The organism is Streptomyces sp. NPDC052079 (assembly GCF_040680275.1).
Taxonomy (GTDB): Bacteria; Actinomycetota; Actinomycetes; order Streptomycetales; family Streptomycetaceae; genus Streptomyces.
This window is the reverse complement of record NZ_JBFAWL010000011.1, coordinates 36,430-55,975: the sequence shown is the minus strand read 5'-3', so window position 1 is coordinate 55,975 and position 19,546 is coordinate 36,430. Positions and strand designations below refer to the sequence as shown.

The window sequence follows — 19,546 nt, the reverse complement described above, 5'->3', positions numbered from 1 at the left end:
CGGAGGCCCGCTCAGCGGCGCTAGCCCCTTACGGGCGACGGCTGTTGCCGTGTCGGGTCACCGCCAGGTGGTCCTTTCCGGTGCCGGTTACCGCCAGGGCGCCGTCCTGGTCCGTGCGTAGGACCGTCGCGCCGTCGGTTGTCAATGCGGTGATCGTGGCCGGGGACGGGTGGCCATAGGTGTTGTCCTTTCCTGTGCTGATCAGGGCCAGTCGGGGGGATGCGCGGCGGATGAGGTCCGGGGACTGGTACGAAGAGCCGTGGTGGGGGACCTTGAGGACGTCCACGTCGGTCAGGCGGTCGGATGCCGGGGATCTTGCCAGGGCGCTTTGGGACGGGGGTTCCAGGTCGCCGAGGAGCAGCAGGCGGAGGCCCGCCGTGCGGACCAGCATGGCCACGCTGGAGTCGTTCGGGCCCTCCGCCGCCGGATGGGCGCCCGGCGGCGGCCACACCACCTCCCAGGACAGCCCGCCCGTGCGTCGCTCCTCGCCGGCGACGGCGTGCGTCACCGGGATGTGGTGGGCGGCCGCGAGTCTTCGTACGAACGCGGCCTGGTCGGCGGGCTCTTCGAACGCCGTGATCCCGATGCCGCCCACCTCCCGTCCGCGCAGGACCCCCGGCAGGCCCGCCACGTGGTCGGCGTGGAAGTGGGTCAGGACGACGAGCGGGACGCGGGTGATGCCCAGGGAGCGCAGGCAGCCGTCCACGAGGGCCGGGTCGGGACCGGCGTCCACGACCACGCCGGAGTCCTCGCCGGCCGCCAGCACCAACGCGTCGCCCTGACCGACATCGCACATCACCATGCGCCAGCCGGGCGGCGGCCAGCCCGTGACGGCCCGGGTCAGGGGCCGTGGCTGCACCACCAGGAGGAGCAGGAGCAGTGCGCCGGCAGCGCACCACCAGGGGTGGCGCAGCAGACGGCGGCCCAGGAGCAGTGCGACCACGGTGACGGCGCCGAGGGCCGCCGCTCCGGTCCAGCTCGCGGGCCAGTCCACGCCCGCGCCGGGCAGCGCGGCCCCGGTCCTGGCGACCTGCGCGATCCACTCCACGGGCCAGCTCGCGCACCAGGCCAGTGCCTTCGCCGCCGGCATCGCGACGGGCGCGGTGGCCAGGGCCAGAAAGCCGAGCACCGTGGCGGGTGCGAGCGCGAACTCCGCGAGCAGGTTGCACGGGATCGCCACCAGGCTCACCCGCGCGGCGAGCACGACCACCACCGGCGCGCACAGTGCCTGCGCGGCCCCTGCGGCGGCCAGCGCCTCCGCGAGACGGGGCGGGACGCCGCGCCGGCGCAGGCCCGCGCTCCAGCGCGGCGCGAGGGTGAGCAGGGCGCCGGTGGCCAGCACGGAGAGCAGGAAGCCGTAACTGCGGGCCAGCCAGGGGTCGTACAGCACCAGGAGCAGTACGGCCGTCGCCAGGGCCGGGATGAGGGATCTGCGGCGGCCGGTGGCGAGGGCGAGCAGGGCGACCGATCCGCAGGCGGCGGCCCGCAGCACGCTGGGGTCGGGCCGGCACACGACGACGAAGGCGAGGGAGAGCACGGCTCCCAGGAGGGCCGTCGCGCGTAGGGAGATGCCCAGGTGGGGGGCCAGGCCGCGGCGCTCGGCGTGCTGGGCCAGGCCGGGAGGGCCGAGGAGCAGGGCGAGGAGAATGGTGAAGTTCGCGCCGGAGACGGCGAGCGTGTGCGTGAGGTCGGTCTCCCTGAACGCCTCGTCCAGCTCCGGAGTGAGGCGCGCGGTGTCGCCCACGACCAGGCCGGGCAGCAGGGCACGCGCGTCCTCCGGCAGTCCGTCGGTCGCCTCCCGCAGTCCGGCCCGCAGCCGGCCCGCCAGCCGCTGGGGGTCGGACGGCCCGTGCACCGTCTGCGGTCCGTCCTCGCCCTTCACCCGCAGGACGGCCGCGAACCGGTCGCCGCCCGCCCTCGCCGGGGCCAGCCGTGCCTCGACCCGCAGTCGGGTGGAGGGCAGCAGGCCCAGCCAGGGCGAACTCCCTTGGTTCGTCGACGCGCTCGTCCGTCCGAGCGGATGCGCGTCGATGATCAGGAGGACGGGGGCCCGAGTCGTCCGCGCCGCTCCGTCAGGCCCCTCCACCCGTCGCACGTCCGCCTCGATCAGCACGGACGGCCGGGCCATGTGGTTTCCGCTGACCCTGGGCCGGCTGAGCCGGGGATCGACCGTGATCTCGACCTCGGCGGTGGCCTGGGCGTACTCCCGCGCCAGCTCGGGCACCGGGCCGCGCCGCAGGTCCGCGCCGTGCAGCCCCGCCGAGCCGGCGGCAGCGGCGGCGCAAAGCAGCGCGGCGGCTGCGGCGTGGGCCGTGGCGCGTCCCCGGCGCGTCAGGCGGCTCCGTGTCCCGAGGAGTGCGGCCGCGGTCAGCAGGGGCAGGATCACGGCGCCCGCCACCAGGGAGGGCGGTGCGTGCAGTATCAGCGCCGCCGTGGCCCACGCGATCAGTGCGGGCGGGACCAGCCGGAGGTCCGTGGGTCCTTCCTGTCTCGGATGCGCGGCGCCGAGCCGTTTGCCGGACGCAGCGTGCACGGGCCGGCGGGCGATGGCTTCCGGGGGTGGTGGGGCCTGCGCCTGGTCCGTCGTGCCGGTGCTCATGGCCGTACGAGGTTCCGCAGATCCGCGAAGCGGCGGTCGCCGATGCCATTGACGTCGCGCAGTTCGTCCACCGAGCGGAAGCCGCCGGTGCGGGTGCGGTGGTCGACGATGTGCTGGGCCAGCACGGGGCCGACTCCCGGGAGGGCGTCGAGCTGGTCCAGGGTGGCGGTGTTCAAGGACACCGGGGTCGGGGGGCCGGCCGCCGCCGTGCCGGTGCCGGGGGCGGGTGCGGGGGCTTGGGACGCCCCGGCGGGGGCCGGGCCTCCTACGACCAGTTGTTCGCCGTCGACGAGGAAACGGGCGCGGTTGAGGGTGTCGGTCTTCGTGCCGGGACGCACTCCGCCCGCCGCCCGCAGCGCGTCCTCGACGCGTGAACCGGCGGGCAGGCGATGGATGCCGGGGTCGCGCACCTTGCCGCTGACGTCGACGACGATCTCGGGCGCCGCCGAAGCGCCGGTCTTGGCCGCGCCGGCCGGTGCGGCGGGGAAGCTGTCCTTCTCGGCTGCCCGCTCACCGTGAGGGACGGCCGCCCGCACCACCTCCGGGGCCTTCACGGGCTGGGTCCGGCCTGCCCAGAAGTGCTGCACGGCGAAGCCGAGGACGAGTACGAGCAGTGCCGACAGTGCGATCACGCTGCGTCGTTCCAGACCGCAATGGATCTGCACCCATAGAGGGAGGCGCTCCCGGAGTGCGAGGGCGGCGCGGTTCGGTCGTCGGTCCGGGGGAGGTTCTGGGTCGTGCGTGGTGGGAGGCACGTCGGTGGCTCCGGATGCGGGCTCCTTGCGGCCTGGCGGCGGGTGGTGCGAGTCGGCCACTTGGGCGGCGGCAGGCGTGCGGCCGGGTGTGAGTGAGCGCACGACGATCGTTCGGCTGCCGGTCACCGGGCGGTACGTGGTTGCGGCGGTCCGCCGGCTCGTGTCGGCCGTCGTCGAATGGTTCACGGCCGCTAATGGGGCGGCTCGCCCCGCCGGGTTCGTTGCCCAGCTCGGTACTCGCCCGGCGCGCCTGTCGCCGGCGGGCGTCGGCGCCTGCGGGGTGCCGGCGTGCCCGCCCGTGCCGCCCGACTGCCCGCGGATCGCCTCGCTTTCGCCGAACAAGGTGTCCGCCCGGCGCCGGAGTTCCTCCGCCGAAGGGGGACGCTCCCGCTCCCGGGCCCGGTAACGGGGCCTGCCCGGGCGGCGGTGGCGGACGCGGTGGTCGGAGGCGGGGGCGCGGCCCGGGCCGCTGGTCGCGTGTGCGGTGCGTGAGCGTGATCGAAGTGCCATGCGATGAGGATCGGGGACTGCGGCCGATCCGCAATGATCATGGTCGAATTCCGGGGATTACTGGCCGGTTGTGGACAACTTCGTCACCCTTCCGAGCGGCGCCCCCTGATCCCACCGCCCCGACCCCGCCTCATCGAGCCGAGACCACAACCCCCAGCAGCCCCGGCCCCGTATGCGCCCCGATCACCGCACCCACCTCGCTGACGTGCAGCTCCGCCAGTTTCGGCAGCCGGGTCCGCAGTCGTTCCGCGAGGGCCGACGCGCGTTCGTGGGCGGCGAGATGGTGAACGGCGACATCGACCTCCGCGCCGCCCGCCCGGTCGGCCGCGATCTCCTCCAGCCGGGCGATCGCCTTCGACGCCGTCCGCACCTTCTCCAGCGGTTCGATACGGCCGCCGGCCAGCTGGAGCAGCGGCTTCACCGCGAGGGCCGAGCCCAGCAGGGCCTGGGCGGCGCCGATCCGGCCGCCCCGGCGCAGATAGTCGAGCGTGTCGACGTAGAAGTAGGCCGATGTGCCCGCCGCCCGCTTCTCCGCGGCCGTGACCGCCTCGTCCACGGTGCCGCCCGCCTCCGCGGTCTCCGCCGCCGCCAGCGCGCAGAAACCGAGCGCCATGGCGATCATGCCGGTGTCCACCACCCGCACCGGCACCGGCGCCCCGCGGGAGGCGACGACCGCCGCGTCGTAGGTGCCGGAGAGCTCGGCGGACAGATGCAGGGAGACGATGCCGGTGGCGCCGGACTCGGCGACCTTGCGGTAGGTCTCGGCGAAGACCTCGGGGCCGGGCCGTGACGTCGTGACCGGGCGCCGCTTCTGCAAAGCCTGGGCCAGGGACCGGGTGGAGATCTCGGTGCCCTCTTCGAGCGCGCGGTCGCCGAGGACCACGGTCAGGGGTACCGCCGTGATGCGGTGCCGCTCCATCGTCGGGGCCGGAAGGTAGGCCGTTGAATCGGTGACGATCGCGACATGGCGGGACATGAGCTGGAGGTTACCTGGCGTAGTGTCCGTGCGGCAGCCCGGGCCCGCGGGCCGCGTCGGGCCGCGGCCGGATCAGGCGGTCCGGGCCGTGCTCACGTGGTGCTCTCCGGACGCGGCTTCTTCTCCCAGGAGTACGCCTGCCGAGGCGCGGGCGGGTCGAGGGCGGCGCGCTCGGGGTCCTGTTCCGGCTTCCGCCCGGAGGCCGGAGCCGGCGATTCCGGCCAGGTCTGGCCGGCCGACGGGGCGTCGGCGGCGGGGGCCTCGGGCCAGGGCGGGGGTGCGGGCTGCGCTTCCGTCGCGGTCCAGTGCCGCAGCGCTCCGGCCTCCATGTCGATCTGGCCGCTCAGGGAGTCCAGATCATCGTCGGCGAAGCGGCGGGTGCGGTCGCGGACCGCCCAGCGCAGGGAGTCGGCGGAGCCTGTGATGCGCTCGGTGCGCTCCCGCAGCTCGGGCAGCCGCGCGGCGAGGGTGGTGCGGTCCGGTTCGGACTCCAGGCGCCTGAGTTCGCCGTCCAGGTCATGGCCGTGCGTGCTGAGCCGCCGGAACAGGTCGAGGGACTCCTTGAGGGAGGCATCCTCGGTGGCGGCGGCCTCCAGCGCATCCTGTGTGGCCCGCATGGAGGTGCGCAGCGTGAGCCGCAGCTGGGCGATCTCACCGGCCGGGCCGGACTGGGCGAATGCCTTGGCCCTCAGGGTGTGGTCCTCGACGGTGCGGCGGGCCTGGGTGAGGTGACGGTCCGCGCTGCGCTTGGCAGCGCCGACGACCTTCACCGTGGCGTAGACGCCGAGCGCCACGAAGAGCACGAAGAGCACGAAGAGCAGGGCGATCACTGCGAACACCGCTTCCACGAGGCTCCTCCTCCAGGCTTTTCGGCCTGTCCCGGCAACGTCCCGGCACGCTCCGCGCCGCTCTTCAACGGTAAACGCAACGGGCAGGTCAGGAGTTCCGAGAGAACCCCGAACCTGCCCGTAGGGGACTACCCGGAGCCCCTGTTCCGGCCTCCGGCTACGCCCCCGTTCTCACCTCACGCCGGGACGATGTTCACCAGCTTCGGTGCCCGCACGATGACCTTGCGGATCCCGGCCCCGTCCAGCGCCGCGACGACCCTGTCGTCGGCCAGCGCGACCTTCTCCAGTTCGTCCTCGGAGATATCCGGGGACACCTCCAGCCGCGCCTTGACCTTGCCCTTGATCTGCACGACGCAGGTGACGGTCTCGTCGACCACGTACGCCGGGTCGGCGACCGGGAAGTCCTGGTGCACCACCGAGTCGGTGTGCCCCAGCTTGCGCCACAGCTCCTCGGCGATGTGCGGGGCCAGCGGCGCCACCAGCAGCACCAGGGACTCCGCGACCGGGCGCGGCAGCGCGCCCGACCGCTTGGTCAGGTGGTTGTTCAGCTCGGTGACCTTGGCGATGGCGGTGTTGAAGCGCATGCCCTCCAGGTCGCCGCGCACCCCGTCGATCGCCTTGTGCAGGGCGCGCAGCGTGTCCTCGTCGATGTCGGCGGCCTCGGTGTCGACGACGGTCACCTCTCCGGTCGCCTCGTCGACGATGTTGCGCCACAGCCGCTGCAGCAGCCGGAACTGGCCGACCACCGCGCGGGTGTCCCACGGGCGGGACACGTCCAGCGGGCCCATGGCCAGCTCGTACAGGCGCAGCGTGTCGGCACCGTACTCGGCGCAGATCTCGTCCGGAGTGACCGCGTTCTTCAGGGACTTGCCCATCTTGCCCAGCAGCCGGGTGACACGCTCGCCCTGGTACCAGTAGCCGCCGTCGTGCTCCTCCACCTCGGCGGCCGGTACGGCGATGCCCCGGCTGTCGCGGTAGACGTAGGCCTGGATCATGCCCTGGTTGTACAGCTTGTGGAACGGCTCGGACGAGGACACGTGGCCCAGGTCGTACAGCACCTTGGACCAGAAGCGCGCGTACAGCAGGTGCAGCACGGCGTGTTCGGCGCCGCCGACGTACAGGTCGACGCCGCCGTGCGGCATGCCCTCGCGCGGGCCCATCCAGTACCGCTCGATCTCCGGGTCGACCAGCTTCTCGCTGTTGTGCGGGTCCAGGTATCGCAGCTCGTACCAGCAGGAACCGGCCCAGTTGGGCATGGTGTTGGTCTCGCGGCGGTACCGGCGCGGGCCGCGGCCGTCGCCCAGGTCCAGGGTGACGTTCACCCAGTCCTCGTTGCGGGACAGCGGCGTCTCGGGCTCGGTGTCGGCGTCGTCGGGGTCGAAGGTGCGGGGGCTGTAGTCCTCGACCTCGGGCAGCTCCAGCGGCAGCATCGACTCGGGCAGGGCGTGGGCGACGCCGTCCTCGTCGTAGACGATCGGGAAGGGCTCGCCCCAGTAGCGCTGACGGCTGAACAGCCAGTCGCGCAGGCGGAAGTTGACGGTGCCCTCGCCGTGGCCCTCGCGCTCCAGCCACTCGGTGATGCGGGCCTTGGCCTCGGCGACGCCCAGGCCGTCCAGGGAGACGCCGGGGCCGGTCGAGTTCATGATCTTCGCGTCGTAGGAGACGAAGGCGTCGTCCCACGTCGCGGGGTCGGCGCCGCGGCCGTCGGTCGGTTCGACCACGCAGACCATGGGCAGCTCGAAGGCGCGCGCGAACGCGAAGTCGCGCGTGTCGTGGGCGGGGACGGCCATGATCGCGCCGGTGCCGTAGCCCATCAGGACGTAGTCGGCGATGAAGACGGGCACCTTGGCACCGTTGACCGGGTTGGTCGCGTACGCGCCGATGAAGACGCCGGTCTTGTCCTTGGCCTCGGCCTGCCGCTCGACGTCGGACTTCGAGGCGGCCTGCGCGCGGTAGGCGGCGACGGCCTCGGTGGGTGTCGCGTGGCCGCCGGTCCACACCTCGTGGGTGCCCTCGGGCCAGGCGTCCGGGGTGAACTTCTCGACCAGCGGATGCTCGGGCGCCAGCACCATGTACGTGGCGCCGAACAGGGTGTCGGGGCGCGTGGTGAAGACGGTGATGTTCTCGCCGTCGATGGGGAAGTCGACGCGGGCGCCCTCGGAGCGGCCGATCCAGTTGCGCTGCTGCAGCTTGATGGCCTCGGGCCAGTCCAGGTCGTCCAGGTCGTCCAGCAGACGGTCGGCGTAGGCGGTGATGCGCATGTTCCACTGGCGCAGCTTGGCCTTGAAGACGGGGAAGTTGCCACGCTCGGAGCGGCCCTCGGCGGTGACCTCCTCGTTGGCCAGCACGGTGCCCAGGCCCGGGCACCAGTTGACGGGCGCGTCGGAGGCGTAGGCCAGGCGGAACTCGCCCAGGACGTCGGCGCGCTCGGCCTCGGTCAGCTCGCTCCACGGGCGCGTGTGGCCGGGGACGGGGCGCTCACCGGACTCGAACTGGGCGATCAGCTCGGAGATCGGGCGGGCCTTCTTCGCCTCCTCGTCGTACCAGGAGTTGAAGATCTGCAGGAAGATCCACTGGGTCCACTTGTAGTAGTCCGGGTCGATCGTGGCGACCGACCGGCGCTTGTCGTGGCCCAGGCCCAGCCGGCGCAGCTGGCTCTGCATGTTCTTGATGTTGGCCTCGGTGGACACGCGCGGGTGCGTGCCGGTCTGCACGGCGTACTGCTCGGCGGGCAGGCCGAAGGCGTCGAAGCCCAGGGTGTGCAGGACGTTGTGCCCGGTCATGCGCTGGAAGCGGGCGAAGACGTCGGTGGCGATGTAGCCCAGGGGGTGACCGACGTGCAGGCCCGCCCCGGAGGGGTACGGGAACATGTCCATGATGTACTTCTTGGGCCGGGCGACCAGCTCCGGGTCGCCCGCCAGGTCGCCCTTGGGGTTGGGCGCGGCGTACGTCCCCTCGGCGTCCCAGACGTCCTGCCAGCGTGCCTCGATCTCGGCGGCCAGGGCGGCCGTGTAGCGGTGCGGCGCGGCCTCCGCGGCTGCGGGGTTCGTCTCGCTCATGATCCTCAAAGCTCCATCGATCGTCTCTGCCTGCTGCTGCGACTGCCGGAAATGAAAAATCCCCTCGCACAGGAGGGGACGCCGCGCCGATTCCGACCCACCGGTCACCGGCGGTCGGGACTGATCAGCGCGGCTCGCTAAGCAGAAGGCGTACGGCACGCATGGCGACAGGGTACCGCATGCCATGGATCCGACCGCGACGCTTCCCCGCCACGTTGACCGAAGGTCAAAGGTTACTTCGCGTAACGACCACTAAGGGACATCACAACGGGCTCATTGTCTTTTGATAACAGCGCAATAACTCAAACCTGGTACTGATCCGTACGACGCCCCTTAGAGTTCGGCAGCGGGACCGCTTTACCGAACCGTTCGGAGTTGCCCCCATGAACCCTCGTCCAGACAGCAGCCCACCCCCCGCTCGGGGCCGGTCGGCTGCGACTCCGTCGTGCCCGCTCCACGTCGTGATGTCGGGAGGTAGGTCGTGAGGCCGGACGACAGCACGGCGGACGACTGGTTCCTCGAGTTCCTCAACTTCGGCGTCGGCGTGCTCTCACTCGTCTGCCTCAGCTGCTCGGTGATCTGGGGACTCGTCGCCCAGGACCGCATCCTGCTCGGCCCCCGCCAGCGGATCCTGGCGCAGGCGGTGCACCGCAGCACCGCGGTCGCCTCGATCGTCTTCCTGGTCATCCACATCGTCATCAAGCTGGCCCTCGACCACACCACGTGGATCGCCGCGGTGATCCCCTTCGGGCTGGCCCTCACCGACGACGAGGCCGTCGCCGGCCGGTCCTTCCTGATCGGCCTGGGCACGCTCGCCGGCATGCTGATGATCTTCGTGGGCATCACCGGGATCCTGCGCAACCGCTTCGCCTCCCCGGCCCCCGTAGCGGCCCGCTGGCGGGCGATGCACATGCTGGCCTATCCGGCCTGGTGTGCCGCGCTCGTGCACGGCCTCTACGCGGGTCGCGCGGCGAAGCCGATCTTTCTGATCCTCTACGGGCTGTCGCTGCTCGGCGTCCTCACGGCCCTGGTGGTGCGGGCCTCCCCGCCCCGGGTCAAGCGCAGAATCGCCGAGCGGATCACCGCGCTGATCGGCACCGACCAGCAGCGGGAACGGGAGGAGAAGCTGGAGGAGAGCCGGGCCCGGACGGCCGAGGCGTCCCTGCCCGGCTACGGCAGGCGCGGCACCGCCCGGGGCGACGGCCGGCCGGGCGGCGAACGCCCGCTGTACGAGAGCGCCGAGCGCGCCCCTGCCCCGGAACCGGCGAACGGCTTCGCGGCCGCCTACCGCGCGGTGTCGGCACCCGGCCGGCCCGCGGCCGGATCGCCGCCCCTCGCTGCCGACGCGACCGCCCGCATGGAGCTGCCGCTGGACATGCAGCCCACCGAGGCCATGCCACGCGTGGACGGCCCCGCCGGCACCTCGGGCAGTTGGCCGGTCCCGTCGCCGCCGCCGGTCGGCGAGGCCCCGCCGTCGTCGTACGACCCGCTCAACGACACCGGATACAACATCCCGGCCTACGACAATTCGGTCGGCGCCGGCTATGGCTCAAGTGATGTGTACGACACCGGTGAGACGAACAGCCTCTACGGCACGTACAACCCGAGTGACACGTACAACAGCGGTCCCACCCCTGAAACACCCTCCGGTGCGTCGCCGTCGTCGACCTACGACTTCGGCGCACCGGGTTCGGGCGAACCTTGGAACATGCCGTCCGGAGGCTATAAGTGAACGAGGCTCTGCCCGACGTACCCGAAGTCCGCGTGGTCGGGCTTCCCCAGCTGACGTCGGGCTTCGACCTTGTCGACCGGCTCGATCTGCCCATGCACCTCAAGGTGCACGGGCCGCTCGAGCCATTGGGCGGTGAGCAGCTCGCGCAGCTCGCCGAACGCATCAATCTCAGGGGCCGCGGCGGCGCGGGCTTCCCCTTCCACAAGAAGCTGCGCTCGGTCGCCGAAGCGGCGATCAAGCGCGGCGTCCGGCCGGTCGTCGTCGTCAACGGCAGCGAGGACGAGCCGGCCTGCCGCAAGGACACGGTGCTCATCAACCGGGCCCCGCATCTCATCCTGGACGGCGCGCTGCTGTGCGCCGAGGCCATGGGTGCCCGCACGCTCGTGGTGGGAGTCACCCGTGAGTCCACCCAGCGCTCGATGGAACAGGCGCTCGCCGAGCGCGGCCTGAGCAACGGCCGCCGCTCCGCGCTGCGCGCCCGCGTGCAGCGCAACCCGGTCCGCATGGTGACGGGGGCCGCGGCCTCCCTGATCCGGTCCATCGACGGCGGCCCGGCCATCCCGCCGGGCCGCAAGGTCAGCGCCTCGAGGAACGGCGTCGGCGGCGCGCCCACACTGCTGTCCAACGCCGAGACCTTCGCCCAGCTCGCCATCGCCGCCCGCATCGGCCCGGAGCGCTACGGCAACACGGGCCTGTACGACGAGCCGGGCACCGTGATGCTCACGGTGTCCGGGGCGGTGACCCGCCCCATGGTGATCGAGGTGCCGACGGGTGTGCCGCTGCGCTACGTCCTGCAGCTCGCCGGCGGCCCGCCGGTGCCGCAGGGGGTGCTGACGGGCGGTTATCACGGCAAGTGGATCGACGCGGCGACCGTCAACGAGGCGATCGTCTCCCGCAACTCCCTGGACGCGGTGGGCGGTTCGCTGGGCGCGGGCGCGATCCTGCCGATCAGTCAGGACACCTGCCCGCTGGGCGAGTCGCTGATGGTGGCGAAGTGGCTGGCCGAGGAGAGCGCCGGCCAGTGCGGCCCCTGCTACCTGGGTCTGCCGGCCGCCGCGCGCGGTCTGGAGGACATCCTCAACGGCGGCGGTCCGGCCGCCCTGGAGGCCGTCAAGCAGGTCGCCAAGAACGTGAAGCGGCGCGGCGCCTGTTCGCACCCGGACGGCTCCGCGATGTTCCTGGAGTCGACCGTCAAGGCGTTCACCGACGACCTGGCCGCCCATGTCCTCGGCAACGGCTGCGGACGGCCCGTGGCGGGCGTTCTGCCGCTCTTCGAGGGAGGCAGGGCCCCTACGGGCATCCCGGGCGGCGGAGGCGAGGAGAACGGCCCCAGCCGTCAGAAGATCTACGTCGACTGGACGCTGTGCCGGGGCCACGGTCTGTGCGCGGACATCCTCCCCGAGGTCTTCCAGCTCGGCGCGGACGGTTTCCCGACGGTGGCTCAGGCGCAGGTGCCGCGCTTCGCGGAGGCCAAGGCGCTGCGCGCGGTGCGCCGCTGTCCGGCGCTGGCCCTGCGCATCGAGGACGAGTCGCCCCAGGCCAAGGCGCCCTCGCGCAATCTGCCGGTGCTCTCCCAGGGACGCGGCCGGCGCGCCCTGGGACGCTGACGGCGACCGCCCGGGGCGGCCTTCGGGCCGCCCCGGCGCGGACGACCCTCACCACCCGCGCCGTACAACCAGCGAAGGCGGACCATCCGTTCGGATGATCCGCCCTCGACTTCAGTGGAGCTAAGGAGAATTGAACTCCTGACCTCCTGCATGCCATGCAGGCGCTCTACCAACTGAGCTATAGCCCCTTGCCGTGCTCCGCCCGGTTTCCCCGGCGGCGTCGCCAACTTTACACGGTCGACCCGGCCCAACACCAAATCGGTTTCGCTTCGCTCGGGCCCTGTCCGGTTTGCCCGCACGGGGTCATGCGGTCACGAACGAGTAGAAGCGCTTGAGGGTGCAGTGTTCCTCCAGGAGCCGCCCGTAGATCGGCTCGCCCTCGAGTTCGCGGTACGTCTCGATGGGGTCGCCTTTTATGATCAGCGCCCGCGCGCACTCCTCGCACCAGTACTGGTAGTCGGGATTGAGCGGCTCCATGTCACGGACGATCGGCGTGCCGCTGCCGCACCAGTCGCACTTCCGCCTGTGTGCACCCATCGGTCAGCTCCAGCTGTGGCCGCAGGCCGTGCACACGAAGGAGATCCCGCCGTTGTCGCCGAGTACCTGGGCGACGTGCGCGGAACCGCAGGAAGGGCAGCTGAGCCGGGTCGAGGTCCGTCGGGTCGACACCGCTCCGAGAAGGTGGTCGACCTCCTCGAGGATGCTCGCAGGCATCACAACTCCCTCCCGTCGGGCCGCGCCCCCTTCCGGTCGTTTGATTCTGCCACGACCGGGCCAATACGGTCAGCGACGCCGGGGTACCGGTCGGGACACGGCTCGGCGCCTCGCAGACGTATACGCCTCGGGGACCCGTCCTGCTCATCTGCGGACAACGAAAAATCCCGCCTCCCTGAGGGGAGGCGGGATCTTCGTCATGTGGAGCTAAGGAGAATTGAACTCCTGACCTCCTGCATGCCATGCAGGCGCTCTACCAACTGAGCTATAGCCCCGAACCACACGGCGTAGCCGTTTGGTGTTCCGTCCCGCTCGGCGGGGCGAACAAGAGGAACTTTAGCCTGCGACCTGCCAGAAAGTGAAATCCGGGTCCCGGGGCGGTCCCGGCCCGGGACCCGCGGCTCCCGCCCGCCGGAGCCGGGGCCCTCGGGCCCTCAGTCGTCGTCGCCGAGCACGGGTTCCGGCAGGGTGCCGGCGTTGTGCTCCAGCAGGCGCCAGCCCCGGGCGCCCTCGCCGAGGACCGACCAGCAGCAGTTGGTGAGGCCGCCCAGGCTCTCCCAGTTGTGCGGGTCGAGGCCGAGCAGCCGGCCGATGGTGGTGCGGATGGTGCCGCCGTGGCTGACCACGACGAGCGTGCCGTCCTCCGGAAGCTTCTCGGCGTGCCGCAGCACCACGGGGGCGGCGCGGTCGGCGACCTCGGTCTCCAGCTCGCCGCCGCCCCGGCGAACCGGCTCACCGCGCTTCCACGCGGCGTACTGGTCGCCGTACCTGGCGATGATCTCGTCGTGCGTCAGGCCCTGCCAGACGCCCGCGTAGGTCTCCCGCAGGGCCTCGTCGTGGGTGACGTGCAGGCCGGTGAGCGCGGCGAGCTCCGCGGCGGTGTCGGCGGCCCGCTTCAGGTCGGAGGAGATGATCGCGTCGGGCCGCAGGCCGGCCAGGAGCCGGGCGGACCGGCGGGCCTGGGCGATGCCGGTCTCGGTGAGCTCGACGTCCGTGGAGCCCTGGAAGCGGCGCTCCACGTTCCAGGAGGTCTGGCCGTGCCGCCACAGGATGACGCGGCGGCCCCGGCCTCCGGAGCCGCGCACCTCACCCGTGGCACTCACCGCCAGTCACCGCCCGCCTGCGCCGCCTCCTCGGCCTCCTGCTGTTCGGCGTGCTCGGCGGCCTTGCCGCGGGTGGCCACGGCGTCCTCCGGCAGCTCCAGCACGGGGCAGTCCTTCCACAGCCGCTCCAGGGCGTAGAAGACGCGCTCCTCGCTGTGCTGGACGTGGACGACGATGTCGACGTAGTCGAGCAGCACCCAGCGGGCCTCGCGGTCGCCCTCGCGGCGGACCGGCTTGGCGCCGAGCTCCTTGTTCAGCCGCTCCTCGATCTCGTCGACGATCGACTTGACCTGTCGGTCGCTGGGCGCGGACGCCAGCAGGAAGGCGTCGGTGATGGACAGCACGTCACTGACGTCGTAGGCGACGATGTCGTGCGCGAGCTTGTCGGCGGCCGCCTGCGCGGCGGTGCGGACGAGTTCGAGGGAACGGTCGGTTGCGGTCACTGCGAGGCTTTCGGTCGGCGGTCACTTACCCTCCAGGGTCTCACGACAGCCGGGCGCACCCCACCTGATGACTCGGGGTGCGCCGGTCCCCTTACGAAGCGGGGTCGTAGTCCTGGCCGAGGACGACCGAGACGCGGGCGTTCGCGGAGGTTCTGCCCTTGCTGACGGAGTCGGCGTCCAGACCCAGGGTCTTGGCGACCTCGGCGGCGTTCTCCTTGTCGGCGGCGTCCGCGTAGACGACCTTCGAGGTCGCCTCCGGGGCGGCGGCGGTGCCGGCCCCCCGGAAGGTGAAGCCGCCGTTGAGCAGGACCACGCGGGCCTTGTCGGTGCGGTTGTCGACACCGGTCGCGTTGCGTACGGAGACGCTGACCGCGGCGTTGGGGTCGGGGCTCTTGGCGGTGCCGCCGAGGACGTCCTTGACCACACTGTCGCTCGCCTCGGCGGTGAGCGTGCCGTCCTGCTGCACGGGCAGCAGCGCGGTCTTGTGGTCGCCGCCCTTGGCGAGGTCGGAGAGCCCGGCGAGGAAGGCGCCGAGGTCCTTGTCGGTGAGCGGCGGCTCGATGATCTGGCCGAGGGTCTGGATGGTGGTCGTGGCGGCGTCCGGTTCGGAGGTCAGCTTGCGCAGGACACCGTGCAGCACCTGCCCGAACCGTTCCAGCTGGGCGTTCTGGGCCTCGCCCGAGCCACGGTGGGTGGCGTAGGCGACGGCCATCTTGCCGCTGAGGGTCTGGCCCTTGCCCTTCCTGACCAGGGGCGCCTCGCCCTTCTTCTTGGCGTCCGGGTCGGGCACGTCGGTGTCGGTGTCGATCTCGATGGTGCCGACGAGGTCGACGAGGGTGAGCAGGAAGGGGGTGTCCAGCCGCCAGGTGCCCTCGATGTCGGTGCCGAGGACGGTGTCGAGCGCGGTCCTGGTGCCCGCGGAGCCGTCGTCCTCGACGGACTTGGCGAGCGTGGTGGTGGTGCCGTCCTCGGCGGTGAGGGCGAGGGAGTTCGGGAGCAGGACGGTGGTGCCCTGCTGGGTGGTGGTGTTGTCGACGAGCAGGGCGGTGGCGGTACCGCCCCGCTCGGTGTCGTGCAGATGGACGACGATCACGTCCCGCTTCTGCGCGCCGGCGGCCGTCGTGGTGCCCGTCTCCGGGCCGGAGGACAGTCCGGGGAGCTTCCCGGCGTACCAGAGGTAGCCGACGCCGCCGGCCGCGACCAGGGCGAGGACCACCACGAGGGCGACGATCCGGCTGCGGGCGCGGCGCCGGGCCTCCTCGCGCCGCTCGGTGCGGTTCTCGGTGAACTTCAGCCAGTCGATGACGTCCTCGGAGTCGTCGTCGGGGTCCTCGACGAAGGCGAACTGCTCGGTGCGGTACTCCCGGCCGCCGGGCCCGTCGGGGTCGGCGGGGTCGTAGGGGTCGTCGGCCTCGTCGACGGGGCCCGCCTGCTGCGGGATGTGCGCGGTCTGCTCGGCGACGCGGGGCTGCTGTCCGGTGCCGGGGGCGGCGGCGCCCGGGTGCTGCCCGTAGGGGTCGTAGGGGTCGTACGGGGCGTTCCGGCCGGTCTGCTGGGTGCCATAGGGGTCGTAGGAGCCGTACGAGGGGGCCTGGGGCTGCTGCGGGGCCGCGCGGCCGGGCGTCCCGTACGGGTCGTACGACGGCTGCTGGTGCCCGCCGGTGGCGTACGGGTCGTAGCCGTAGCCCTGCTGCTGGTAGCCGTCGTACTGCTGGGCCTGCTGAGCCTGCTGGTCCGTGGCCTGGCGGTAGACAGGCCGGCCGTACTCGTCGTAGCCGACGAGCTCGTACGGGGCGCCGCCCTCGTATCCCGCGTCGTATCGGTCGTTCACCGGTGCCCCTCTCGGATCACTCGCCGCGGTACAGCTGGCGCTTGTCGATGTACCGCACGACTCCGTCCGGCACCAGGTACCAGACGGGTTCTCCCTTGGAGACTCTCGCACGGCAGTCCGTGGAGGAGATGGCGAGGGCGGGAACCTCCACCAGGGAGACACCGCCTTCGGGGAGGCCGGGGTCGGTCAGGTGGTGGCCGGGCCGGGTCACGCCGATGAAGTGTGCCAGGGAGAAGAGTTCGTCGCTGTCGCGCCAGGTGAGGATCTGGGCGAGGGCGTCGGCGCCGGTGATGAAGAAGAGGTCCGTGTCCGGGTTGAGCGCGCGCAGGTCGCGCAGGGTGTCCACGGTGTAGGTGGGTCCGCCGCGGTCGATGTCGATGCGGCTGACCGAGAACTGCGGGTTCTCCACGGTGGCGATGACCGTCATCAGATAGCGGTCCTCGGCGGCGGAGACCGTGCGGTGGTTCTTCTGCCACGGCTGCCCGGTGGGGACGAACACCACCTCGTCCAGGTGGAACTGCGCCGCGACCTCGCTGGCCGCCACCAGGTGCCCGTGGTGGATCGGGTCGAAGGTGCCGCCCATCACACCCAGACGGCGCTTGCCGTGCTTGGCCGGGCCGCTGCCGGGACCGGTAGGCATGTCCTGCTCTCCCATGCGTGCAGACCCTACCGGCCCGGCCCGAGCGCCCCTCCGCCAGTGCCCTGCCGGGCAGCCGGGATCAGCGGTCGCGGTTGAAGCGGGTGGTGATCCACAGCAGGAGGAGCAGGACGAACAGGGCCCCGCCACCGGTCAGGTAGGGGCTCAGGCTCTCGTGGTTGCCGCCGTGCTCTCCGCCCTCGGCGGCAAGGGTGACCAACTGGGCAGCGGTGCTGGGGAAGCTCATCTTCGGCAGAACCTATCGCGTGTGGGCGGGATAAAGACGTCCGCTCATCGTAAGCGGGGGCCTTGGCGGCGCTCACGCCGACTCCGCCGTTACGGCCGCGAGCGGCCACGGCACTCCGGCGGGCAACCTCGTACGGCCCTTGGCCGTCCTTCCCGCTGTACCGTCCGCACTGCCCGTCCGGCGCTGTCCGCGCCTAGGCTGGTCCTGCCGCGGGAGAGCACAGGGCCGGTTACGGCCCGCGAAGGTCACTTCAGACGCCCATGGGGGAAACATGTCCGACGGCCAACAGCACAACGGGCACGAGAACGTGCCGAGCAGGCAGCGCAGGCGGTTCCCCGGAATCTCCTCGCGTGCGTACGAACATCCGGCCGACCGCTCCGCGCTGGTGTCGCTGCGGAGGCTGAGCGGCTTCGACACGGTCTTCAAGGCGCTGAGCGGTCTGCTGCCCGAGCGCAGTCTGCGATTGCTGTTCCTGTCCGATTCGGTGCGGGTCTCCGACCGGCAGTTCGCGCACCTCAACGACATGCTGCGGGACGCCTGCTACATCCTGGACCTGGAGAAGGTCCCGCCGATGTACGTCAACCAGGACGCGAATCCGAATGCCATGTGCATCGGCCTGGACGAGCCGATCATCGTGGTGACCACGGGTCTGGTGGAGCTGCTCGACGAGGAGGAGATGCGGGCGGTCATCGGGCACGAGGTCGGGCACGCGCTGTCCGGGCACTCGGTGTACCGGACGATCCTGCTGTTCCTGACGTCGCTGGCGGTCCGGGTCGCGTGGATCCCGCTGGGCAACTTCGCGATCACGGCGATCGTGACGGCGCTGCGCGAGTGGTTCCGCAAGTCGGAGCTGTCCGCGGACCGGGCCGGACTGCTGGTCGGGCAGGACCTGACGGCATCGATGCGCGGCCTGATGAAGATCGCGGGCGGCAACCATCTGCACGAGATGAACGTGGACGCCTTCCTGGAGCAGGCCGAGGAGTACGAGGCCGGGGGCGATCTGCGCGACTCGGTGCTGAAGATCCTGAACGTGCTGCCCCGCTCGCACCCGTTCACCACGGTGCGCGCCGCCGAGCTGAAGATGTGGCAGGCCTCCCGCGACTACCAGCGGATCATGGACGGCCATTACCCGCACCGTGACGAGGACACGGACGCCTCGGTGCGGGACTCCTGGCGGCAGTCGGCGAGCAGCTACGCCGGTGACGTGAGGAACTCCAAGGACCCGCTGATGAAGCTGGTCAGCGATATCGCGGGCGGCGCTGGTGATCTGGGGGACCGGGTGCGTCGCGGCTTCGGCGGCTTCACGTCGGCGCCGAAGCCGGGGCCGCGGGAGCCGGGTGCGCCGTCGGACACCGACGACGGGGAGTCCCCGCGCGACGGCGCCTGAGGTCCGCCTGCGGGACGTCGTTCACAGGGTCGGCTGCGCGTCCTTCGCCAGCGTGCCGCACAGGGCCGGGGCGCTGTCCGTGGCGTAGGGGTCGGTGCCGGCCGGTCCGCCCTTCTCGGCCGTCTGGCCGGCGAGCAGCGGGCGCAGCCGGGCGGCGGCGTCCTGTGCACAGGACAGGGGTCCGGCCTGGATGTGGGCGGTGACGAGTTCGGCCTGGTGCAGGCGCAGGTCGTCGCGGTCGAAGCGGAAGTGCAGCTCGCGGCGGACCGTGAACAGTGACGCCTCGGCGTCCTGTCCGGCGCCCGCCGGGCGCAGTGCGTAGACGAAGGTGTGGTCGGTGGTGACGTCAAGGGTGGCGGAGTCGGACTCGGCGGCCTGCATGGTGCCGTGCGCGCGGATCTGGTCGTCGGCCAGTTCCACGCGGGCGGGGTCGAAGCGGACCAGCCATCCGGTGGGTGCGTGCCGGCCGTCGCCGGCGGGCCGGTCGAAGCTCCGGTCGAACTGGTCCAGCTGGCCGGAGTCGAGCAGCACCCGCACGGGGCGTGTCTCGCCGCCGGTGAGCACGTCCGGGTCGAGGGAGGACCGTACGAGGTAGTCCTTGGCGGTGAGCAGGGCGGTGACCACCTGGGTGTCGGAGAAGTGCGTGGTGCGCCGGGACAGGGGGAGCGGCACCCCCTCGGCACCGGTGCGGAACTGCGCCGCCGGGCTGTGCGCGTACAGCTGTTCTACGTCCGCGGTGCCGGGTACCTCGTTCTGCGGGGCGAGCGGGACGACGGTCATCCGCAGGGGCTCGGCGGGCGCGTCGGCGGCCGGGGTCCGGTAGGACGGCCGGATGCCCAGGTAGAGGGCGGTGCCGAGGGCCACGGCGATGAGCAGGACCAGGACCAGCACCTGCCGGGAGATGCCTCCCCTGCGCCGGGGCGGGCGGCGGCGTACGGCCGGGGCGTGGTCGGTGATGCGCTCCTGGGCGGAGTACTCCTGGAGCCGGGCAGCACGGACGAAGGACTCGTCGAAGACGACGGACCTGTACTCGTCCTCTCCGCCTCCGGGGGCTCCCTCGGGCGTCCCCTCGGGCGGGTCCGGAGGCCCTCCCATATC

General features: G+C 71.9%; 16 protein-coding genes and 2 tRNA genes. 3 read left to right on the top strand and 15 right to left on the bottom strand.

What is annotated here, in order from left to right; translation table 11 throughout:
- Window positions 1-28: 28 nt before the first annotated feature.
- From AB0L56_RS18250 to leuS, 5 genes are all read right to left on the bottom strand, one after another.
- Window positions 29-2,599 carry a ComEC/Rec2 family competence protein gene (locus AB0L56_RS18250; RefSeq protein WP_365424462.1) on the bottom strand — a complete coding sequence of 857 codons (2,571 nt, stop codon included), beginning with the start codon at window positions 2,597-2,599 and terminating at the stop codon, window positions 29-31.
- Window positions 2,596-3,864, bottom strand: a complete 1,269-nt coding sequence (locus AB0L56_RS18245; RefSeq protein WP_365424460.1) for a ComEA family DNA-binding protein — start codon at window positions 3,862-3,864, stop codon at window positions 2,596-2,598. Before AB0L56_RS18245 ends, AB0L56_RS18250 begins: the two co-directional genes overlap by 4 nt.
- A gap of 130 nt (window positions 3,865-3,994) precedes the next feature.
- The gene (locus AB0L56_RS18240) at window positions 3,995-4,840 is read right to left on the bottom strand and encodes a DegV family protein (protein ID WP_361023105.1); all 846 of its coding nucleotides are present in this window, start codon (window positions 4,838-4,840) and stop codon (window positions 3,995-3,997) included.
- A gap of 92 nt (window positions 4,841-4,932) precedes the next feature.
- Complete coding sequence (locus AB0L56_RS18235; RefSeq protein ID WP_365424458.1) at window positions 4,933-5,688, bottom strand: hypothetical protein; 756 nt, start codon at window positions 5,686-5,688, stop codon at window positions 4,933-4,935.
- A 176-nt stretch (window positions 5,689-5,864) separates the two neighbouring features.
- A complete protein-coding gene (leuS, locus tag AB0L56_RS18230) occupies window positions 5,865-8,747 on the bottom strand; it encodes a leucine--tRNA ligase (RefSeq protein ID WP_365424456.1) in 2,883 nt (960 codons plus the stop codon).
- 481 nt (window positions 8,748-9,228) lie between these two features.
- On the opposite strand from leuS, the gene AB0L56_RS18225 reads away from it, so the two are divergent.
- Together AB0L56_RS18225 and AB0L56_RS18220 are read left to right on the top strand one after the other, a co-directional pair.
- Window positions 9,229-10,479, top strand: coding sequence for a cytochrome b/b6 domain-containing protein (locus tag AB0L56_RS18225; protein WP_361023114.1), 1,251 nt, complete (start codon window positions 9,229-9,231; stop codon window positions 10,477-10,479).
- Window positions 10,476-12,086 carry an NADH-ubiquinone oxidoreductase-F iron-sulfur binding region domain-containing protein gene (locus tag AB0L56_RS18220; protein WP_365424454.1) on the top strand — a complete coding sequence of 537 codons (1,611 nt, stop codon included), beginning with the start codon at window positions 10,476-10,478 and terminating at the stop codon, window positions 12,084-12,086. The genes AB0L56_RS18225 and AB0L56_RS18220 overlap by 4 nt, the downstream gene beginning before the upstream one ends.
- Before the next feature lie 115 nt (window positions 12,087-12,201).
- Here AB0L56_RS18220 and AB0L56_RS18215 read toward each other — a convergent pair.
- The 9 genes from AB0L56_RS18215 to AB0L56_RS18175 all read right to left on the bottom strand — a co-directional run bounded on the left by AB0L56_RS18215 (window position 12,202) and on the right by AB0L56_RS18175 (window position 17,061).
- Window positions 12,202-12,274, bottom strand: a tRNA-Ala gene (locus tag AB0L56_RS18215).
- A 115-nt stretch (window positions 12,275-12,389) separates the two neighbouring features.
- The gene (locus AB0L56_RS18210; protein WP_019523121.1) at window positions 12,390-12,623 is read right to left on the bottom strand and encodes a hypothetical protein; all 234 of its coding nucleotides are present in this window, start codon (window positions 12,621-12,623) and stop codon (window positions 12,390-12,392) included.
- Window positions 12,624-12,626: 3 nt separating this feature from the next.
- Window positions 12,627-12,800, bottom strand: coding sequence for a hypothetical protein (locus AB0L56_RS18205; protein WP_365424451.1), 174 nt, complete (start codon window positions 12,798-12,800; stop codon window positions 12,627-12,629).
- 202 nt (window positions 12,801-13,002) lie between these two features.
- Window positions 13,003-13,075, bottom strand: a tRNA-Ala gene (locus AB0L56_RS18200).
- A 159-nt stretch (window positions 13,076-13,234) separates the two neighbouring features.
- Window positions 13,235-13,909, bottom strand: coding sequence for a histidine phosphatase family protein (locus tag AB0L56_RS18195; RefSeq protein ID WP_361023418.1), 675 nt, complete (start codon window positions 13,907-13,909; stop codon window positions 13,235-13,237).
- Window positions 13,900-14,346, bottom strand: a complete 447-nt coding sequence (gene rsfS / locus AB0L56_RS18190) for a ribosome silencing factor (protein WP_361023123.1) — start codon at window positions 14,344-14,346, stop codon at window positions 13,900-13,902. The genes AB0L56_RS18195 and rsfS overlap by 10 nt, the downstream gene beginning before the upstream one ends.
- A 91-nt stretch (window positions 14,347-14,437) precedes the next feature.
- On the bottom strand, window positions 14,438-16,177 hold the full coding sequence (locus tag AB0L56_RS18185; protein WP_365424449.1) for an LCP family protein: 1,740 nt from the start codon (window positions 16,175-16,177) through the stop codon (window positions 14,438-14,440).
- Window positions 16,178-16,193: 16 nt separating this feature from the next.
- The gene (gene nadD, locus AB0L56_RS18180; protein WP_361023129.1) at window positions 16,194-16,832 is read right to left on the bottom strand and encodes a nicotinate-nucleotide adenylyltransferase; all 639 of its coding nucleotides are present in this window, start codon (window positions 16,830-16,832) and stop codon (window positions 16,194-16,196) included.
- Window positions 16,833-16,896: 64 nt separating this feature from the next.
- Complete coding sequence (locus AB0L56_RS18175; RefSeq protein WP_361023132.1) at window positions 16,897-17,061, bottom strand: hypothetical protein; 165 nt, start codon at window positions 17,059-17,061, stop codon at window positions 16,897-16,899.
- 271 nt (window positions 17,062-17,332) lie between these two features.
- On the opposite strand from AB0L56_RS18175, the gene AB0L56_RS18170 reads away from it, so the two are divergent.
- Window positions 17,333-18,448 (top strand): M48 family metallopeptidase, encoded by a 1,116-nt coding sequence (locus AB0L56_RS18170; protein WP_361023135.1) that lies wholly within the window; start codon window positions 17,333-17,335, stop codon window positions 18,446-18,448.
- Window positions 18,449-18,469: 21 nt separating this feature from the next.
- On the opposite strand, the gene AB0L56_RS18165 is transcribed toward AB0L56_RS18170, so the two are convergent.
- Complete coding sequence (locus AB0L56_RS18165; protein WP_365424446.1) at window positions 18,470-19,543, bottom strand: hypothetical protein; 1,074 nt, start codon at window positions 19,541-19,543, stop codon at window positions 18,470-18,472.
- Window positions 19,544-19,546: the final 3 nt, after the last annotated feature.